The sequence below is a fragment of the Rhodanobacter sp. K2T2 genome (assembly GCF_013408815.1).
In the GTDB taxonomy this organism is placed as follows: Bacteria; Pseudomonadota; Gammaproteobacteria; order Xanthomonadales; family Rhodanobacteraceae; genus Rhodanobacter.
Window position 1 is genome coordinate 54568 of the sequence record NZ_JACCCA010000001.1, and the last position, 19632, is coordinate 74199.

Annotated in this window: 11 protein-coding genes; 8 read left to right on the forward strand and 3 right to left on the reverse strand. The window is 58.2% G+C overall.

Annotated elements, in window-relative coordinates:
• Positions 1-25: 25 nt before the first annotated feature.
• From HDE78_RS00205 to HDE78_RS00220, 4 genes are all read left to right on the forward strand, one after another.
• Positions 26-5437 (forward strand): RHS repeat-associated core domain-containing protein, encoded by a 5412-nt coding sequence (locus HDE78_RS00205; protein WP_179476516.1) that lies wholly within the window; start codon positions 26-28, stop codon positions 5435-5437.
• Positions 5437-5877, forward strand: coding sequence for a hypothetical protein (locus tag HDE78_RS00210; protein WP_179476517.1), 441 nt, complete (start codon positions 5437-5439; stop codon positions 5875-5877). Before HDE78_RS00205 ends, HDE78_RS00210 begins: the two co-directional genes overlap by 1 nt.
• A 667-nt stretch (positions 5878-6544) precedes the next feature.
• Positions 6545-9253 (forward strand): protease pro-enzyme activation domain-containing protein, encoded by a 2709-nt coding sequence (locus tag HDE78_RS00215; protein WP_179476518.1) that lies wholly within the window; start codon positions 6545-6547, stop codon positions 9251-9253.
• Between the two features lie 418 nt (positions 9254-9671).
• Positions 9672-10919, forward strand: coding sequence for a DUF2235 domain-containing protein (locus HDE78_RS00220; RefSeq protein ID WP_179476519.1), 1248 nt, complete (start codon positions 9672-9674; stop codon positions 10917-10919).
• 423 nt (positions 10920-11342) lie between these two features.
• Here the strand turns inward: HDE78_RS00220 and HDE78_RS00225 are convergent, their stop codons facing one another.
• The 3 genes from HDE78_RS00225 to HDE78_RS00235 all read right to left on the reverse strand — a co-directional run bounded on the left by HDE78_RS00225 (position 11343) and on the right by HDE78_RS00235 (position 13124).
• The gene (locus HDE78_RS00225; protein ID WP_179476520.1) at positions 11343-12242 is read right to left on the reverse strand and encodes a YihY/virulence factor BrkB family protein; all 900 of its coding nucleotides are present in this window, start codon (positions 12240-12242) and stop codon (positions 11343-11345) included.
• Positions 12243-12336: 94 nt separating this feature from the next.
• Positions 12337-12588: a hypothetical protein gene (locus HDE78_RS00230; protein ID WP_179476521.1), complete on the reverse strand. Its 252-nt coding sequence runs from the start codon at positions 12586-12588 to the stop codon at positions 12337-12339.
• 179 nt (positions 12589-12767) lie between these two features.
• Positions 12768-13124 carry a hypothetical protein gene (locus tag HDE78_RS00235; protein ID WP_179476522.1) on the reverse strand — a complete coding sequence of 119 codons (357 nt, stop codon included), beginning with the start codon at positions 13122-13124 and terminating at the stop codon, positions 12768-12770.
• A 596-nt stretch (positions 13125-13720) separates the two neighbouring features.
• Between HDE78_RS00235 and lexA the strand changes: the two genes are divergently transcribed.
• Genes lexA through HDE78_RS00255 form a run of 4 tightly spaced genes read left to right on the forward strand, consistent with a single transcriptional unit; the run spans position 13721 to position 19451 of the window.
• Positions 13721-14341 carry a transcriptional repressor LexA gene (gene lexA, locus HDE78_RS00240; RefSeq protein WP_179476523.1) on the forward strand — a complete coding sequence of 207 codons (621 nt, stop codon included), beginning with the start codon at positions 13721-13723 and terminating at the stop codon, positions 14339-14341.
• Positions 14341-14964: a translesion DNA synthesis-associated protein ImuA gene (imuA, locus tag HDE78_RS00245; RefSeq protein ID WP_179476524.1), complete on the forward strand. Its 624-nt coding sequence runs from the start codon at positions 14341-14343 to the stop codon at positions 14962-14964. The genes lexA and imuA overlap by 1 nt, the downstream gene beginning before the upstream one ends.
• A gap of 12 nt (positions 14965-14976) precedes the next feature.
• Positions 14977-16374 (forward strand): DNA polymerase Y family protein, encoded by a 1398-nt coding sequence (locus HDE78_RS00250; protein WP_179476525.1) that lies wholly within the window; start codon positions 14977-14979, stop codon positions 16372-16374.
• Complete coding sequence (locus HDE78_RS00255; RefSeq protein WP_179476526.1) at positions 16371-19451, forward strand: error-prone DNA polymerase; 3081 nt, start codon at positions 16371-16373, stop codon at positions 19449-19451. The genes HDE78_RS00250 and HDE78_RS00255 overlap by 4 nt, the downstream gene beginning before the upstream one ends.
• Positions 19452-19632 lie beyond the last annotated feature (181 nt).

Below are 19632 nucleotides of genomic sequence, written 5' to 3' on the forward strand. Positions count from 1 at the left end.
GCGTAATCGTTCGAAGGAGTCGATGATGACGGCACAAGGGAAGACGTGGGGCGTGCGGGGGGTGGCAAGCGGGCTCTGCGTAATGGCGCTGAGTGCGGCAGCACTGGCCCTGTGCACGCTGCCGCTAGCGACGCGTATCAGCAGCGCCGGTCACACTTATGTGCTGCCGGCATCGTCTGAAGTCACCCGTACGCTGTTGCCAGACGGCCGTACATTCGAAGTCCATGGCGCGCAAGGCCTGGCGTATGTCATTGATGGGGCGACGCGACATCGGGTATCGCTGTCGGAAGTACGCCGTTTTGCTTCCATCACCGTCATGCCCAGCGGCCAGGTGCTGTTATGGGGTGGCATCGATGGGCGCGGTCAGGTGCGCGGTACTGGTGAATGGTTCGAGCCGTCCACGGGCCGCTTTGCACCGGCCGACGCCCTGGGTCTGCCGGCCCGCGCCGGCCACACCCTGACCGTGATGACGGATGGTCGGGTATTGATGACCGGGGGCTGGTCAGCGCAAGGCGTGCCTGCGACCGGGGCGCTGCTGTGGCAACCGACGTCCCGCCAGAACACGGTGCTCGCCGCTGTGCACGATGGTCCGCGCCTGGAAGGCAGCGCCCAGTTGCAGGCCGATGGTTCCGTACGTATCGAAGGCGGCGTGGATGTTCAAGGTCATGCCGTGCCTTCCACCGTGCGCTACGATCCGACCGGCGCAACACCGGACACACCCATCGCCGCAACATCCGCTGCCGTGGTGGCAAGTCTGCCCATCGCCGAGGCGACGGCCGCCCCTATCCAGGGCCCGCTCGCATTGCGCTTCTCCACACCTGTAGATGTGCGCCAGCTGAATCCCAAGACCGTCACCTTGTTGGGGCCCGAGGGCGCAGTGTCAGTTCATGTAACCGGTGCCGAAGGGGGGCGTCTGGCCTTCGTGCAACTGCCGGATGATCTGTATCCAGGCTCGCGCTATACCTTGTTCGTGAAGGGGCTACATACCGCGACCGGTATTGTCGTGCCGTACAAAGCGATTGGCTTTACCACAGCGCGGGCCACGGCGACCGGGGTGGTCGTGGCTGGACAGGGCGGGCGGCCACAACCCTCCTCTGCTGTCGCTAATGAGGTGTCGTTGCCGCCGCTGGTCTTGATGACTGGCAATGGCCGCTCAACTTGTATCGATCGAGAGGTCGATAGCTTGTGCCGCGAACACAGTGTTGTCCGCGATGGCGCCTGGTACCCCGGTCAGGATAATGCACCGAATGCTACCGGCGGGCACTGGCGCTTGTATCGACCGCATCAGAGTCTGCCCGATACCCGCGAGCGCGAAGCCGCGCTTGCCAAGGGAACCACGGCGCTGATCGGTCAGGTTCGGCAGATCGATGAAACACCCGTCGCCAATGTCGAAGTCAGTGTGGGCGATCTCAAGGCGCGTACCGATGCACAGGGCCTCTTCGTACTCAGCGGTCTACCGGCAGGACGGCAGGAGGTGTTTGTGGACGGACGCACTGCCAGCCACGGTGAAACGCAATACGGGCGATTCCTCGTCGGAGCGGACCTCAAGAGCCGAACGATAGTCCACATGCCGTACGTGATGTACCTGCCGCGCGTGCTGCCGCGCGACGAGATTACGCTGCCGTCGCCGACCAGTCGCGAAGTGGTGCTGACGCATCCAGACATGCCTGGTCTCGAATTGCACGTGCCCGCGGGTACCGTTTTCAAGGATCGCGAAGGTCATGTCTTAACTCATATTGCCATCGTACCCACGCCAGTCGACCACGCGCCGTTTCCGCTGCCGGACAACTTTCCGATGTATTTCACCATCCAACCGGGCGATGCGGTGGTGCAGGGTCTGACGCCGACGGCGTCTAAAGGCATCCGGGTGGTTTATCCAAACTATGGTCACGCCAAACCGAACGCAGTGGGCAATTTTTGGGTGTATGGCGTCAAGGAAGGTTGGCAGATGTACGGCGGCGGCCACATCACCGCCGATGCCAAACAGCTGGCACCGGATCCGGGCGTGGCGCTGGTCTGGGCATTGGGGGCCGGTGCCTCCCTCTCCAATGCTAATGCGGCCACGGCGCAGACGCTCAACAATCAAAGCAAAGGCTGTCCGATAGACTTGCAGACCGGCATCATGTTCCATCAATGGAATGACCTGTCGATCAACGACATCATGCCGTTGTCGCTGACCCGCGCCTACACCTCAGCCGATAGCAATTCGCATATGTTTGGGGTCGGCAGTAATTCCAACTTTGGTATCCACCTCTACGGCAACAACAACTTTACGACGCCACAGCTGGTGTTGCCGTGCGGTCAGGGTATTGCCTTCAACCTCGTCAGCGGCACGGCGACGAACTGGCCGCTGGCCGGGGATGTGTGGGAGCACACCGGCACTAACTCCGCCTTCTATGGCGCGACCCTGCAATTCTTCACGGGAACAGCGATCGGCGAATACTGGCAGATCACCCTGAAGGACGGCAGCGCGTACGGTTTCCAAAGCGACGTGCCCAATCTGCTGAAATGGATGCGCGATCGTTATGGCAACCAGGTGCAGCTCGCCTACAACGGTGGCCTTATCGATCAGGTCACTTCGCCCAGCGGTCGCTCGATCACCTTCAACTACGACAGCAGCAATCGGGTCACCAGCGCCGTGGACAATGCGAACCGCACGGTAGGGTATGCCTATAACCCGGCCGGTAGTCTAGCTACGGTGACCTATCCGGACAAGACCACGGAGCAGTACACCTACGACAGTAACCATCGCATGCTCACCATGCAGGATCGGCGCGGCACGATCTGGGTCACCAATCAATACGACACCAATGGGCGTGTTACCAAGCAAACGTTCGCGGACAGTACTTATTACCAGTTCGGCTATACCACCGACAGCAACAACAACGTCATCACAACGCTGGTTACGGACCCGAATGGCCATCAGGAGCAGGTGGCTTTCGACCCGACCAGTCACTATCCGGCCACGGATACCTATGGCTATGGCACGTCGTTGGCGCAGACCACGACGTATGTACGCGAACCCTCCGGGTTGATCGATAAAGTCACTGATGCCTTGGGGCGTACTACAGCCTATACGTACGATGCGATGGGCAACATCACCGGCGTTACCCGACTGTATGGGACCTCCAATGCGGTGACTTATCAGTTCACCTTCACGTCCGACAGTAATCAGCTTGCCAGCGTGACCGATCCCTTGGGGCATACCACCAGCTTTGGTTATGACCATCGGTGCCTGAACCAGATAATCGATCCGCTGGGCCATGGCAGCACGATACAGTGCAACGGTGCCGGGCAGCCGGTAACGCTGACCGATGCGCTCGGTCATACCACGACCTTGAGTTACCAGGGTTACGACTTGCACAGCGTGACCGATCCCCTGGGTCGCACCGTGAGCTATACGGTAGATGCCCTCGGGCGGCCCATCGCCACCCAGGATCCCTTGGGCAACGTCACGCTGACCCAGTACGACGTTGACGATCGTGTCAGCCAGGTGACCGACGCACTGAACCAGACCACGATCCTGAGCTACGATGGCAACAGCAACCTGCTGAGCACCACCCTGCCTAGCGGAGCGGTGATCGCCACGACGTACGATGCACGCAACCGCCCCCACACGCGAACGGACGCGTTGAACCAGAGCGAATCGTGGACGTACGACGGCATGAACCACGTGCTGTCGCACACCGATCGCAAAGGGCAGGCCACGACGGTCAGCTACGACGCGCTGAATCGCCCGGCACTGACGACCTACGCCGACGGTTCGACCACCCAGCCGAATTACGATGCGGCCAATCGCCTGACCGGCCTGGTGGACTCCAGCAGCGGCAACCTCAGCTGGGGTTACGACGGTCTGGATCGGGCCACCACGACCGTCACGCCGCAGGGCACCATCGGCTACACCTACGATGCCTCGGGTCGCCGCACCAGCATGACGCCCGCGATGCAAGCTATCGTCAATTACTTTTATGACAATGCGAACCGGCTGACGTCGCTGACGCAGGGCAGCGAGACGGTGCAGCTGGGTTACGACAATGCCAACCGACGCAACGCGCTGACCCTGCCTAATGGCATTAGCGTGAGTTATGGCTACGATGCCGGCAACCAGTTGACCGGTCTGAGCTACGCGCAAGGCAACGGCACCGTCTTGGGCAATCTGGTCTATGGCTACGACAACGACGGTCGGCGAACCGGACAGAGCGGCAGTCTGGCACCTAACGTACTACCGACGCCCAGCACTAGGCCGGGGACGTTTGATCTCAACAATCGGCAGACCAGCTTCAACGGCAGCACCATGAGCTACGACGCCAACGGCAACCTCACCAGCAACGGTATCAACACCTTCGTGTGGAACGCGCGCAACCAGTTGACCCAGATCACCCAGGGCGGAACGACCCAGTTCAGCTATGCGTACGACGCGCTGGGTCGGCGCACCAGCAAGAGCGCGGCGGGCGCGGCCGCACCGACGACGTACCTCTACGATGGGATGAACGCGGTGCAGGAAGTGATCGGCAACGTCACCAATCCCATACTGACCGGCCTAGGCACAGACGAGCGCTACGCCCGGAACGATGTGAACGGGCGGACCGACTTCCTGACCGATGCGCTGGGCAGCACGATCGCCCTGACCGATCCCACCGGCGCGATCACACAGCAGTACAGCTACGATCCGTACGGCAACGTCACGCAGAGCAACACCACCATCGGATTTACCAACCCGTACCTGTATACCGGGCGGGAAGCGGACAGTACGGGGCTGTATTACTACCGGGCTCGGTACTACTCACCGACGATGGGGCGGTTTATCTCCGAGGACCCGATGGGATTTGGCGGTGGGCAACTTAATTTTTATGCCTATGCCGGAGGAAACCCACTGATGTACACCGATCCATCCGGGCTCTACTTTGGTGTGGATGATGCCGCCGCCGCCGGTTTAGGAGCAGTAATCGGTCTGGCTTCTCAGGGATTCAGTGATGCCATTGAGGGACATTTTAGCAGTTGGCAGGACTACGCCGGATCGGCATTCGGTGGCGCCGCTGCTGGAGAAGCAAGCCTCTATCTAGGGCCGCTAGCCACAGGAGCCGTTTTTGGGGGAGCCACAAATTTAGCTAAGCAGGGCTTGAAGATGGCTACTCACAAGCAATGTCATTTCAACTACGGATCGCTAGCGCTCGATACTGGTCTAGGCGCTGGATTAGGTAGGATCATCGGTCCTGAAATCGAAGGAATTACATCCGGTCGAGGAAGTTATTCAGCTATCTTCAAACAAATGGTTACGAAGCAGTCGAACGGAACAATTTCAAGCATATCAGTAAGCACCGCCATGAAAATAGCGACCGTAAAGCAAGCTGAGGGAGTTTCCGGAACTGCACTTGGCCCTGTTGTTTCTGCCGTGGAAGATACCCTTGGTTCCGATGAAGAGTGCGGATGCCAATGATGAATGACCCTTCAATTCGCGCAACGGCGGCACCCTCAATGCTAATTATTTTTGAGTCTTTCGCCGTACCTATGTTTCTTCTATTTCTATATGGCGCGGTGTTTAATCACGCGGAATGGGGAGGCGCCGTGATAGCCGGAGCCTTATGCATATTAATTTTCGTCTGGTGGAGATCTTTTTTGCTGCAAATAACGGACGGTGAATTAGTTTATCAGTCACTATTGAGACGTAGAAAAGTTAAGTTGAATAATATTATGAAAGCTGTCAGGAAAATTGATCTCGTCTCCCACGGCAGTCGACCTCCAAACCGGTTGGAGATCCATAGTGTCGGAGACGACAGAACGCTTGATTTTGATATCAATATGAAGCCATTCCGTCCGGGAGACATTAAAAAGATTGAAGCCCTGCTCCAAGTACGTGGGGCAAGTGGTCTTGATTAGAATAAAAACTAATCAGCAGCCGCATATAAAATGCAAGTCAATACGACGTCGACGATTTATCGTCGGTAGTGATGAGGAAGTAGCCGCATTTAGCCGAGCCGGCGCAGGGCGGATGATTAGGTCAAGTTATCAATACTAGGGAGGGACTGCTGCCGACCCGACGCGGACGCTTTCAGAGCATGCCTCAAGCGCAAAGACCACAGATAAGTGAGGACGGGTCCACAATTTCAGCGAGCGGAAAGGTGGTAAACGTTGTCCGGAAAGATTTTTCCGATGCGCCAACGGACGCTGCGGCATGGTTCGGGGAGTACAGAATCGCCTATGAATGCTGCCCTAGGAAGGGGCCAGCGGGACATATGCCGCCCGATTTTCATGACGCACATTTGACTATTTGAATACGTGGGAACCGAAGGCATGAATACGCTTGCATACAATCGGAAAGCGCGACGGAAGGAACTCGTAACGCTGCGCGACTGAGCTCGCTTCACAAGGTTAAAGTGGTATCGATTAGTAATGTTGAAAATTTGACGACGCAAGCACTGCGATCAAATGATCTGTTTTTATTTTGTCTTGTTCAATTCTTAAAATTTTTTGCAACCGCACAGTAAGTACGGCCACAGAGTGTATTTTTCTTCGGATGTTCCATGCGTTGACAAGGGAGTGACTAATGAACATTGCCTTTAAAATTGTCATTGCATTCATCGCTACATGTTTCTGTAGCACTGGATATTCCAATCCATTGAATAGAATGAAAACGTCGGCGGCTTCTTCATCGTCAGATAGTAAGCCTGTCGCGACCAATGTCGTACCCTCTATGGCTTTGGTGGGATCGCTTCCAGCCGATGTAGCTTCCGGTCACGCAGTTCGGGCTGCAGATCTGCCGGCGACCATTCCCATTCGGCTGACGATCGTCGTCATGCCACATCGCAGTGAGCTTGCAAGCTTTATTGACCAAGTAAGCGACCCTGCTTCCCCAACCTTCCATCGCTTTCTTACCTTCGACCAGTTGAAATCACGTTTTATGGCTTCAGACGCTGATGTCGAGTCCGTCGAAGCGTGGGCGCGCGCAGGCGGTCTTTCTGAAGTCCAACGATGGCCGTCCAATCATGCGATTGTGATCCAAGGAACAGTCGGACAGGTCAATACGCTTCTCGGCGTAAAACTTGGCAAGTACAGCTTGAATGGAAATGTCTATTACGCAAATGACAAGAGGCCTACCATCTCGTCGGAAATAGCGCCAAAAATCGCTGACATATTGGGCCTTAATTCGATGCAGCAGGTGCTTCCTCTGTCGCAAGACCAGGGCCATTCGTCGCCGATAGATACGCCACGCGTCAGCACGGAGCCATTCATCAGTCGCACGGTCTTGCGTGGGGATGCTCAAGGCTCCGTCCACGGTCACGTGGTTACGCCTAAGATCTCGGCCACGATGAATTCAGCAAAGCCTGCGGACATCCGCACGCAATCTAATCCATACGTCCCGTCAGATATATGGAGTGAGAGTGCCTATAACTACGACGGCTTGGCGAAATTCAGCCATTGCTGCAATCCTGCCCATTTGGCCACCGGCTCACCGCCCGAAACATCGATCGCCATTATTGGTGAAAATAAGGCAGACCCCAACGATGTGAATAAATTTTTCATACAGTATGGTCTGGCCGAAGTTATTGAAAATGTCGCCATTGATGGCCCGGCCTGCTGCGATGATGAAATGACGATAGATACGGAATGGGCTGGGGCTATGTCTAATAGCAAAGGTGCCAACTCTGATACGGCAACGATCCATGTATACGAAGGTGGCGGCACGCAGCTGTCTGATCAACTGAATGCGTGGGAGGCAGCTTTTACCGACGACAAGGCCCGCGTCGCATCGACCAGCTTCGGAGCGGCTGAGTCTGGATATGGCGGATTGGGGACGCCATCCATAGGCGATTTTACCGACATCACCAATGCGATGACGGCGCTTGGTTGGACGATTGTTGCTGCTGCGGGCGACACGGGGGTGGACTACTACGGCGGCAACGGATGCAACACTACCAATGTGGTTCAATACCCTGCGACGGACCCAAACGTCGTCGCTGCTGGCGGCTCCACGCTTATTCTAAACACCGATGGCACCTTTTCATCAGAAAATGCCTGGTCGGGGAATGCGTGCGCCAAAGTGAATCCAACGTACAACGGCGGCGGCGGTGGTGGGGGATGCAGTAACAATACCTTTCCCGCGACGGCTTGGAACAATACGGGCTGCCCGAGCAATCGACGAGCGATTCCCGATATGTCACTGAACGCCTCGCCGAACCTGGCTGGTCAAGGGGCGGGGCAAAGTATTTACTACAGCTATGGCAAATGTAAGGGCAATGGAGCGGGATGCTTTGCGACAGGATCGAGCATCGTTGCTCCTGAATTAGCCGGCTTCTTCGCGCAGGAAAATTCATACCTACTTACGCTTGGAAACATTTGCGGTACATATCACGACGCGCCTTGCGCGCCCCTCGGTAGAGCAGGTCCTATTATCTTTGCCACTGTTCACCAACCGCACAATCCGTTCTACGACATCGAGCAAGGATCCAACGCGAATGGTCAAAGCAACGGCTATCAAGCTGCACGCGGGTATGACTTGGCGACTGGGCTTGGCTCGGTCAACATGATGCAGCTCGCTTGGGCCATTAACTACTATTTGCTTTCAAATGGATCGACACCACCCATCGTATCTTTCAGCGGAGCGCAACTTGACACGCTCTATACCGGTCCGGTCACCGTGGACTTTCAGTTCAATGGGGCCAACCGAGGTATTGCTGGCTATACGGCTTATTCTGATCGTGACCCAGGCGACCCAAAGTCCGAGCTGTCGCCGGGCACTGGAAGCCCCTTCTGGGACGGTCCCCAAGTGGTCGGTTCACCCAGTGGTGGTTCGATCCAGATCCCGTTCGCACCCGGCTGCCATATGGTCTATGTGCGTGTTTGGGACAATCTGGGTGATGGAAACACTCAGATCAGCTATGGCCCCATCTGCATGGGGGGAGCCAATACGAAATGTAGTTTTGCTGAAAAAGGCTGTCCCGCGCAGGGCGGCTATGAGGGATATCAAATCACCTGCCCTATGACGGTCAACTTTTCTGTCAATGGGCAGTTGCAGCAATCAGGTACGAGCTTTAGCGGGCAGGAGCAGCCCAATGCATCGAGTTATGTCACGGCGTGTACGCCGGGGACCGCGAATTGCCAGGGCTTTTCCATTCCAAACGGTTCGGGCAAATGCCCCATCCATGTCATCCCGCCACCACCGCCGCCGTTGAAGACCTGCCAAGTGTGCGATCAGACTCATCGACAGTGCGTGGCGGTCACGGGCGGTTATGTGTGCAAAGGTCTCATTCAGTAGATGGCAAGCGTGCTGACTTTGTATCGTTGACTAGAGACATTTCGTTAGACGGGACTTCGAGGATTGACGCCTAATGTCGTTGATCGACCATCGCGATGTGTTTACCCTCTCCTCCGCGAGGGAGGGGGATTTAGTAATCGATCCGATAAGCCGCTGTTATCTGGCTAGAGCCGTGGTTTGCTTTTGACGCAAGCAGACATATTTCGTGCATCTCGTACCAGAGCATTCGGATTTGGCGCTGGGAGCACGGCGGCGGCAATGGTTTTTTTGTCTGTGGGTGCTTGCTCAGCTCTGAACGCCCGGGACGTTGGCCATACCGCAAGTGCGTTGGGTGCGGAAAGAACCATTCGATGCAGAATAGGACCGGCTAGCTTGGGCGCCGGCGCAATGTGTGAGGCGAAGAACAATCGGAGGCCTAATGTCGAAAAATATTGTCATTTGCTGTGACGGCACCGGCAATCAGATCGACAACACCATTTCGAACGTGCTCAAGCTTTACCGAATTCTCGAAAAGGGCGATCGCCAACGCGTTTACTACAATCCAGGCATCGGGACTATTGGCCAGAAAAACGCCTGGCAGCGCTTCAAGCAAGAGGCGCTTGGTGTATTTGGTCTAGCCACCGGCTATGGGCTCGATGACGATGTACTGGGCGCCTACCGCTTCTTGAGCCAAACCTACGAAGAGGGCGACAAAATCTGGCTCTTCGGATTCAGCCGCGGCGCCTACACAGTTCGCGTTCTCGCCGCCTTTCTCCATGTCATAGGTCTCCTGCGACCTGATCAACTGAATCTGGCCGGATACGCTCTGACGGCCTTCAAGAAATCAAGCGGCGATAGCCAGCGCGTAAATCGTGGGGAAATCGGTAACTCCGCGACTGAAGCCGGCAACGGAAATCGAAGCCCAGAGCTTGAGGCCGCGTGGCATTTCAGCCGGGTCGCGGGCGGAAAGACCATCCGTATCGAGTTTGTTGGGGTATGGGATACGGTTGCGTCAGTCATCACTCCTCGCAAAGAAAAGTTTCTGCCCGACCTGCAAACACTGCGTTTCACGAGGACGAATTCAAGCGTCAAGATTTTTCGACAAGCGATGGCGATCGATGAGCGTAGACGCATGTTTAGGCTGAATGCCTGGAAGGAGGGGCAAGCGTATCGACCATTTCCCTTTAACCCCGTTTCGGAAATCCCTCAAGATATCCTTCAAGTTTGGTTCGCCGGTGTCCATGCTGATGTCGGTGGAGGCTATCCCGAGTCCGAAAGCGGCCTTTCAAAGTATCCACTTCTTTGGATGATCGAAGAGGCCCATGCCAAAGGCCTCCTTATCAATCGTGCCATGGTCAATCATCTCGTTCTTGGTCACCCGAGGAAGGGCAGCAATCATAGCTATGTAGCTCCAGATGCAACGGGAGAGCTGCACGTGTCGATGACGGCCGGATGGAAGCCCCTCGAATGGTTGCCCAAGAATTCCAAGTGGAGGGAGTGGAAGGAGCGCCGTTCGGTGCTCGGATGGTACTTGCCACGCGCCGAGCCACGTTTCATCCCGGAAGGGGCGTTCATTCACCGAACAGTGTTCGAGCGGATTGAGCGGCTACCAGGCTACCGACCGGTGAATTTGCCATCCAACTACAAGGTGGTTCAATGGCCAGAGACAGTGGTGCGGGAGGAATAGGGGAGGGCTACGCGAATGCCTGGCGAAGTGATTAGGAAGCGTTATCGGGGGTAGGGCGGGCGGCTTGTTCCGATCCATTTCTGCCCGTCGCGACCAACCGCTTTGGGTTAGCTTTCCGAGCGAGACGGCGGTCTATTGGCTATGCCAGTGGAGTAAGTCAATGGCTTTCTTTGAAATCTGCGCAAAAACGGGCTAGAACCCGTATGCGCCGACATCGGTTTGTCCGTCACCGCATCGAGGGGCGATCATGCCTATGTCATATCAATTAAAGCCAACGCTGCGCAGCATGCTGGCGTTCCGTCTGCTGACCTAAATGTGAGGCTGGGGCTTAACGTCGCTTGTGCGCGCGTTAGTTTTTGCTTGATCGACCGAAACGCGACAACATTTCGAGGTTGCCATCAAGCTGTGGGTCAAATGTCCCACTCAGTCTCGCCGTTCGGTGTGCTGGCTGAGCTGCACATAGTCGCCGCGCTCCAGCGCCCAGGCGTGAACTACTTCGGCGCCGAAGAAGAAGATCGCGCCAGAGTAATACACCCACACCAGCAGCACTACCAGGGAGCCAGCTGCGCCGTAGGCACCGCCGATGTTATCGCTGGAGAGGTAAATCCCAATCACCCATTTGCCTAGGGCGAACAGCAGGGCCGTGACCCCGCCGCCCCAGGTCACGCGGCGCCAGGGTAGACGCGCGTCTGGCAGATACCGGAAGAGCAAGGCGAACAGGACCGCGAGCACCGCCGTGCTGATGACCTGATTGAGAACGTCCCATACCGAGCCTTTGAGCGGTAGAAGCATGCCGATCAGTGAGCTCACCAGTAGTGACACCACCATGACGAAAACTGTCGCCGCGATGACCCCGACGGACAACACACGCCTGTGCAGCCATCCCCAGACTGCATTACCCGGATGCGCCCGAATACCCCAGATCAGGTTCAGCGAGATCTGCAACTGAGCAAACACGGTGGTGGCACCCACCACCGAGACGACGATACCGATAATGCCAGCGAAGGTTCCGATTGAAGGATGCTGGTTGGCGCTGGCATACACCGCTGCAGCGGTCGTTCGCGCCTCGGACCCGGCGAGCTTACCGATCTGGTCGAGCAGCGTCTGGCGCACGTCGTAGCCTACCGTCGAAGTCAACCAGACACCGAGCAAGAGCAGCGGGGCGAATGACAACAGCGTGTAGAACGAAAGCGATGCAGACAGGGACAAGACGTCATGATCGAAAAAACCATTGAACGTTCGTAGCAGCACACGCCATAGCAATGGGCGATTGGGATGCCGATCGTTTTCCGGTGAAATCTTTTCAGTAGGTAAGTTGGCCATAGTGAAAAAGTACGCTGCCTACGGTCGGGTCAATGGGCCGAAACGAAAGAGAGCAAAGGCGCGGAACGCTCTCGCTCGTGCCGTGGCAGTTGCCCTACGGAGCGAAGGGTTTGTCCTTGGAAGCGATTGTAAGGGACGTCGCCGCATAAGCGATATTGACCGCTACCGTGAGCTCGCGAAACAAACCTGCGAGATTTCTGGCGTTATCGGGCGCGGAGAAAAAAACAATTGTGTTTTTTTTGATCATTGGTTCGCTTTCCGCGAGGTCTCCACCTCTCTGAGCGACCTCTCTGTCGAACAACTCGGTCCAGGCTGCCGGCGGCTCATCATTGAGAATGGCGGTCACCCACTGGCGCGTGCCCGTTTCCCACGAGGAGGGAGAGGGGGCATCAAAACATTGGATTTGTATGTTGACGAGGGGCATAGCGCGAAGTCAGCTGTAAGTTGGCAAATAAAAACACGGGCGAGCCCTCTGGTATTCCCTGGGATCCGTTCGAAAATATCGGGCCTGGATGGTAAAACGAATCAGCGCCTTGGCATGTAGCGGTGAAACTCACCTGACCAACGCATACGCGGTGACTTGAATTCAGCCATTACGTCGATCGGTGAATGCGGGTGGATGACGATTTCTCCGTCGACCAGTTCGTCGCAAAAATGTCCGCCCTGAGGCGTTTCGATCGCGTAGTGGCTGACATGCGGATCGCCGTGCACAAGGTGGGCGTGCAAGACACATGTTCGAGGCCCATGCACCTGCGCGATCAGGCGATAAGGCTCAAACCGGAGTTCTGTGTAAACACCGTGCGGACTTCGGGCGTGGAGAACCCCGTCAAAGAACGGAGCCGTCGGCGCGCAAAGTGCGCTTGCACTGATACCCAGCAGCATGATGGCGGCCCATGTCTTTAGCCGTGTCCGCTTCGCAAGCGTGCTGCGAGAGGAAAGGGAAGCTGACGGGTCCGCATATGCGGCAGAAGGACAAAACATGGAAGTTACCGGACCATCTGAAAACTGGTGGGAACTTGGATCATTCGTATGTGGCAAGGGCTGGGATCTCATTAGCATCGTCGGAAGTGGACACCCTGCAGGTGAGGGAATATAGGAGGGATCAATTTTCGGGCTTTGCCAACTGATGTTCGTAAAAGGGCCGCACACGTCGATTCAGAACGGCGTATTGGCTTAGTAGGTCGTTCGGATCCGGATTTAGCCACGCGCCGATGTTTGCGCGCGGTAGCACAGGGGTTTCGGCGCTCCTGGGCGTTCGTGGACGATATACCGGCAAGTCTCACCAACGCTGTGTGACAGGTCAGTGCGTCGGTCATGAGTGGATCACGGAGCCATCTCAGGCCCTGAGACCGCTCTTGGGCATCCTCCCGCTGAACCACGTGGGTGCCTCACTTTGGATTCCAGACCTAACTCTTTGATCTTGCCAGTGGCTTTTTTGCCGCTTCCATTTTCGCCCATTTAGGCGAAAACTAATAGTCATGACCATTCAACTGACCAGCCGCCAATCCAACGTATTGGTTTTCATCCATAGCCACATCGAGCGCCGCGGCCAGGCTCCGACGCTGGATGAGATCGGCGACGCTTTGGGCATCGGTCAGGTCAGTTCGGTCCTCAAACACGTCCGGTCCCTGGAAGCCAAAGGGCGGCTGACTATCCAGCCTAATCAGGCTCGTGGGATCCGTTTGGTCCACGAAGCCGACCCGCTTGATGCCGACACCATGGAGCTGCCCTTGGTGGGGCGCATCGCCGCGGGTGAGCCCATCTTTTCAGAAGAGCGAGTGGAGCGGACATTGCGGGTGTCACGCTGGCTGTTCCAGCTCCAACCGGATTACCTGGTCGAGGTGATCGGCGATTCGATGCGCGATGAAGGCATCCTCAACGGTGACTTGGTGGGGGTGCATGCCACGCCGGTGGCGCGCCACGGCCAGGTGGTGGCTGCGCGTGTGGGTGGCGATCGTTTCACCATCAAACGGCTGTATTGGAAAGACGAAGTGATCCGGTTGTTACCCAATAGCCCCGGCTACCACCCGATTGATCCGGATCCCACCGAAGACTTCGCCATTGAAGGCTTGTTCGCAGGTTTGTTGAGGCGCAGCTGATGGCCGCCGTTGTCGCACTGTCGAGCTTACTGGAAGGTCGCCAGGTCTGGAGGAGCCGGGAGGCACCTGCACTGGCTGGCGATCAGCCGACGGGTTGGAAGGCTCTGGACGCGATTCTGCCGGCCGGTGGCTGGCCGGACGCGGCACTGTCGGAAATCCTGCTGCCTGCAGATGGCGTCGGTGAGCTCCAGCTGGTGTTGCCCACCCTCGCGCGGCTGACCCAAGGCAAGCGCAGCGTCGTGATTGTCGCGCCGCCCTATGTGCCGTGCGTCGCCGGCTGGCAGCAGCGGGGCGTCGACATGCGCCGCGTTGAAATTGTCGCTGCGGCCGACAAGGACGTGCTTTGGGCGACCGAACAGTGCCTGCGGTCGGGCAGCTGCTCGGCGGTCCTGGTCTGGCCGCATCAAGCCGACGACCGTGCACTGCGGCGCTTCCAGGTTGCTGCCGACACGGGCCGAGCGCTCGCGCTGGCTTTTCGCGACCGTCGCCATCTGTCGAACGCGTCACCTGCGGCCCTTCGGCTGGAATTGGAAGCTACGCCGCGAGCTCAGATCTGGGTGCGCAAATGTCGGGGTGGCAATGCGCCGAGCCAGCCCGTTCCCCTTTCGCGCCACGTGCATTGATGGCGGCCGGGTATGTGGGCGTGTCTATTGCTGCCGCATCTGGCGCTGGATGGGATCCTTCGACGCCGGCCCGTCGAAGGTCCGCTGGTGCTGGTCGACGGACCCGTCAACGCGCGGACCGTGGTCGCCGTCAATGACGCGGCGCGCGCGGCAGGCTTGCGTGTTGGCCAAAGGCTGACCGCCGCCCACGCACTTTTGGCGCAATTCGATGCGGTTCCGTATGACCCGGACGGAGTCGAGAAATGGCACCGCTTTCTGGCCGCAGTGGCTTACCGCTACAGCTCCGAAGTCTGCTTGCTGCCCCATGCCATCGTGCTGGAAGTCAGCAAGAGCATGGGCTTGTTCGGTCCCTGGCCACGCCTAGAATCCATGTTGCGCGCCGACCTAGTGGAGCTCGGATTCCGCCACCGCATTGCAGCGGCACCGACGCCTCACGCCGCTTACATTTTGGCGGGTGTCAGCGATGGGCTAGCCGTTCTCACCCGCGACACTTTGATCAACGCGCTGCGACGCGTGCCCATTCAGAAAAGCCGGCTGCCCGCCTCGGCGTCGAGTTTGCCAGGCATGGGCGTACGCACCTTTGGTCAACTTCTGGCGCTTCCTCGAGATGGCCTGCGCCGGCGCTTCGGCGCAGAGCTTCTGGCAAGCCTGGACCGCGTGACCGGCGATCTGCCGTTCGGGCTCGACAGCTTCCGACCGCCGGATGTGTTTGATCTGCGGATCGAGCTGGTTCATGAGGTCGAAAACCTCGCCATGCTGGTGTTTCCTGTTCGCCGCATGACGGGTGACCTGGCTGCGTATTTGGCTGGGCGCGATGGCGGGGTCCAGCGGTTCCTTTTGCGGCTGGAACACCGCGATGATCGTCATACCGACGTGGTCGTAGGCCTGCTCGCTGCCGAGCGCGACCCGGCCATGCTCTTCGAGTTTGCCCGCGGTCGCTTAGAGCATGTGGCCCTGACCGAACCGGTGCTGGCTTTGCGACTGGTCGCGCGCGATCTGCCTGCGTTTGTGCCGGCCGGACGCGATCTCTTCGATGAGCGACCCGCCAATGCGCTGCCGTTCGAACAATTGCGCGAGCGCCTTCGCGCCCGCCTGGGAGATAGCGCGGTTTATGGCTTGGGCAGCACGACCGATCCACGGCCGGAGCGTGCCCAACAGATCGCGGCCAGCGCAGACGTGGCGATCGAACCGCACCCCCGGCCGACATGGTTGTTGGAGCGGCCCATTCCACTGCGGGGACATCCACCATTGATCCTGTCGGGACCGGAGCGTCTGGAAACGGGCTGGTGGGATGACGGTGAGGTCTGCCGGGATTACTACATCGTTGAGACGTCACTGGGCCAACATGCGTGGGCGTTCTGTTCGCCCGGTGAGCAAGTGGGGTGGATGATCCACGGTTGGTTCGCGTGAGCGCCTACGCTGAACTGCACTGCCTCTCGGACTTCTCCTTCGGACGCGGCGCGTCGAGCGCGCGTGAGCTGTTTGATCGCGCGAAGATCTGCGGGTACGACGCATTGGCCATCACCGACGAGTGCTCACTGGCCGGCATCGTGCGCGCCTTCGAGGCAGCGCGCGACACTGATGTACCGCTGATTGTCGGCAGTGAGATCCAGTTGACCGATGGTCCCAAGCTCGTCGTTCTATGCGAGACGAAACTGGGCTATATCAGCTTATGTCAGCTCATCACCAAAGGTCGGCGTGCCTCGGAAAAAGGCACGTATCAGCTGGAGCGTGCCGATATTGAGGATGGGCTGCCTGGCACGTTGGTGCTTTGGATACCCGGGTTTGATGTGGCGATGGAGGAGGGCCAATGGGTGCGCGATCAGTTTGGGGAACGCGCGTGGCTCGCTGTCGAACTACACCATGGGCCCGATGATGCCGGACGTCTGCGTGTGCTTGAGCAGGCTAGCCGCGTACTCAACCTTCCAATGGTCGCCGCGGGCGACGTCCACATGCACATCCGTAAGCGCCTCGCGCTACAGCACACGCTCACGGCCATTCGTCACCGCCTGCCAATCGCCGAGGCCGGCGCGGTGATGGCGCGCAACGGTGAGCGTCACCTGCGCGCATTGCCCAAACTCGCATCGATCTATCCGAAACACTTGCTAGAAGAAAGCGCCGTTATCGCGCGACGTTGCACATTCACATTGAAAGAGTTGCAGTACCGCTATCCCGCCGAGCTAGTGCCCGACGGATATACATCGGCCAGCTGGCTACGCCAGCTGACCGAAACCGGGATGCGCTGGCGATGGCCAGAAGGGGGCGCGGACAAGATTCGTCAGCAGATCGAACACGAGCTGACATTGATCGAAGAACTCAAGTACGAATCCTACTTTCTGACGGTCCACGACATCGTGCGGTTCGCGCGAAGCCAGGGGATTCTTTGCCAGGGCAGGGGGTCCTCGGCGAACTCCGCCGTGTGCTTTGCGCTCGGCGTCACTGAGGTCGATCCGGCCCGCATGAATCTTCTGGTTGAGCGTTTTATCAGTAAGGAGCGTAACGAACCGCCGGACATCGACATCGACTTCGAGCACGAGCGCCGCGAAGAGGTCATCCAGTACATCTACGGCAAGTACGGGCGCGAGCGCGCGGCCTTGGCCGCGACGGTCATTTGCTACCGCGGCAAGAGCGCCGTGCGCGATGTCGCCAAGGCCTTGGGATTGCCGCTCGACCAGATTGACCAGCTCAGCCGTGTCTTTGCTTGGTGGGACGGCGAGGCGGATATCTCCGATCATTTGCGCGAACGCGGCTTTGATCCGGACAGCGCCGTCATCCGGCGTGTCATTCGGCTGACTAGCGAACTGCTCAGCAAGCCAAGACACCTGTCCCAACACGTCGGTGGTTTCGTCATCGCCGATGCCCCGTTGAGTGAATTGGTGCCGGTGGAAAACGCGTCCATGCCGGATCGCACGATCATCCAGTGGGACAAGGACGATCTGGACACCATGAATTTGCTCAAGGTTGATTGCTTGGCGCTGGGCATGTTGACCTGCGTGCGCAAATGCCTGGAACTGCTACGGAGTCACCGCGGGCAGGATTACACGATGGCCACGCTGCCACCGGAAGATCCCCAGACCTACGCCATGATCCAGCGCGCCGACACCTTGGGGGTGTTCCAGATCGAGAGCCGGGCGCAGATGTCGATGCTGCCCCGGCACCGCCCCGCGACGTTCTACGACCTGGTCATCCAGGTAGCCATTGTTCGGCCGGGTCCGATTCAGGGCGACATGGTGCATCCGTATCTACAGCGTCGCCGCGGTGAAGAGCCAGTGACTTATCCATCCGAAGATTTGAAGGCCGTTTTTGAGCGGACCCTGGGCGTGCCGCTGTTTCAGGAACAGGTGATGAAGCTAGCCATCGTGGCTGCAGGCTATACCCCGGGTGAAGCCGACCAGCTGCGCCGCGCGATGGCCGCGTGGAAGCGCCATGGCGGCATGGAAAAGCATCGCGAACGGATCATGACCGGTATGCTCGAGCGGGGATATACCGCTGAGTTTTCAGCGCAGCTGTTTGAGCAGATCAAAGGGTTTGGGTCCTACGGATTTCCCGAATCCCATTCGGCGAGCTTTGCCGGGATCGTCTACGCCTCGTGCTGGCTCAAGGCGCACGAACCGGCGGCGTTTGCGTGCGCGCTGTTGAACAGCCAGCCCATGGGGTTTTATTCGCCCAGTCAGATCGTCCAGGACGCCCAGCGCCATCGGATCCGCGTCTACCCGGTGGATGTGCGCTACAGCGATTGGGATTGCACCTTGGAAAATGACCCTCGTCATGCCGACGGGGCACCACTCATTCGGCTGGGATTTCGACAAGTGCGCGGGTTTAGCGAGGCGATCGCGTTACGCATTGAAACTGCTCGCGCGGTCCGACCCTTCGATGACATTCCCGACCTCTGCGCGCGCGCCGGCCTTGACAAGCGACACCAGGAATTGCTCGCCGATGCGTCCGCATTACGCGGATTAGCCGGCAACCGACACCGTGCACGTTGGGCCACGTCGGGCGTTGAAAAACAACTGCCGCTGTTTGGCAACGGCAGTCCAAAGGAGGAGGCGGTGCTCTTGCCTGCCCCGACGCAGGCGGAAAACACTCTGGCTGACTACGCGCGCACGGGGCTCACGCTCGGGTCGCATCCGCTTCGTCAGATTCGCGCCCGGCTAAATGCCTCGCGCTGCGTTGATAGCAGGACCCTTCATACCCGCCCACACAAAAGCTACGTGCGCGTGGCCGGAATGGTCACCATGCGACAGCGGCCCGCTACGGCGAGTGGGGTGACATTCGTGACCATTGAAGACGAATACGGGATGGTCAATGTGGTGGTGTGGAGAAAGATTGCTGAATTGCAGCACCGTGTTTTGCTGGAAAGCCAACTATTGGCGATCGATGGGCAGTGGGAAGTGCAGGACGGCGTGTGTCACTTGATCGCGCATCATTTGCGCGACCTAACCCATCTGCTAGGAACTCTCGATACTCGCTCAAGGGACTTTCACTAAATCGATACCCGCCATGATCACGGTCGGGTACCAAACTTAGTGAATTCGGGACAATGAAAAATTCAGGTGCCATCACCGTGGTTGCTGGAGGACGCTTTCCCTCGGCGTATGGCACCGCGGACAAGAGAAAGGGAGGCTGACGCAGGGTACGGCTCCCTAACTTCGTTTGACGTCCACATGA

Bases quoted from the DNA above. Each gene is read 5' to 3' on its own strand.
- HDE78_RS00205 (WP_179476516.1), top strand. From the start codon at position 26: ATGACGGCACAAGGGAAGACGTGGGGCGTGCGGGGGGTGGCAAGCGGG.
- HDE78_RS00210 (WP_179476517.1), top strand. From the start codon at position 5,437: ATGAATGACCCTTCAATTCGCGCAACGGCGGCACCCTCAATGCTAATT.
- HDE78_RS00215 (WP_179476518.1), top strand. From the start codon at position 6,545: ATGAACATTGCCTTTAAAATTGTCATTGCATTCATCGCTACATGTTTC.
- HDE78_RS00220 (WP_179476519.1), top strand. From the start codon at position 9,672: ATGTCGAAAAATATTGTCATTTGCTGTGACGGCACCGGCAATCAGATC.
- HDE78_RS00225 (WP_179476520.1), bottom strand. From the start codon at position 12,242: ATGGCCAACTTACCTACTGAAAAGATTTCACCGGAAAACGATCGGCAT.
- HDE78_RS00235 (WP_179476522.1), bottom strand. From the start codon at position 13,124: ATGCTGCTGGGTATCAGTGCAAGCGCACTTTGCGCGCCGACGGCTCCG.
- lexA (WP_179476523.1), top strand. From the start codon at position 13,721: ATGACCATTCAACTGACCAGCCGCCAATCCAACGTATTGGTTTTCATC.
- imuA (WP_179476524.1), top strand. From the start codon at position 14,341: ATGGCCGCCGTTGTCGCACTGTCGAGCTTACTGGAAGGTCGCCAGGTC.
- HDE78_RS00250 (WP_179476525.1), top strand. From the start codon at position 14,977: ATGTGGGCGTGTCTATTGCTGCCGCATCTGGCGCTGGATGGGATCCTT.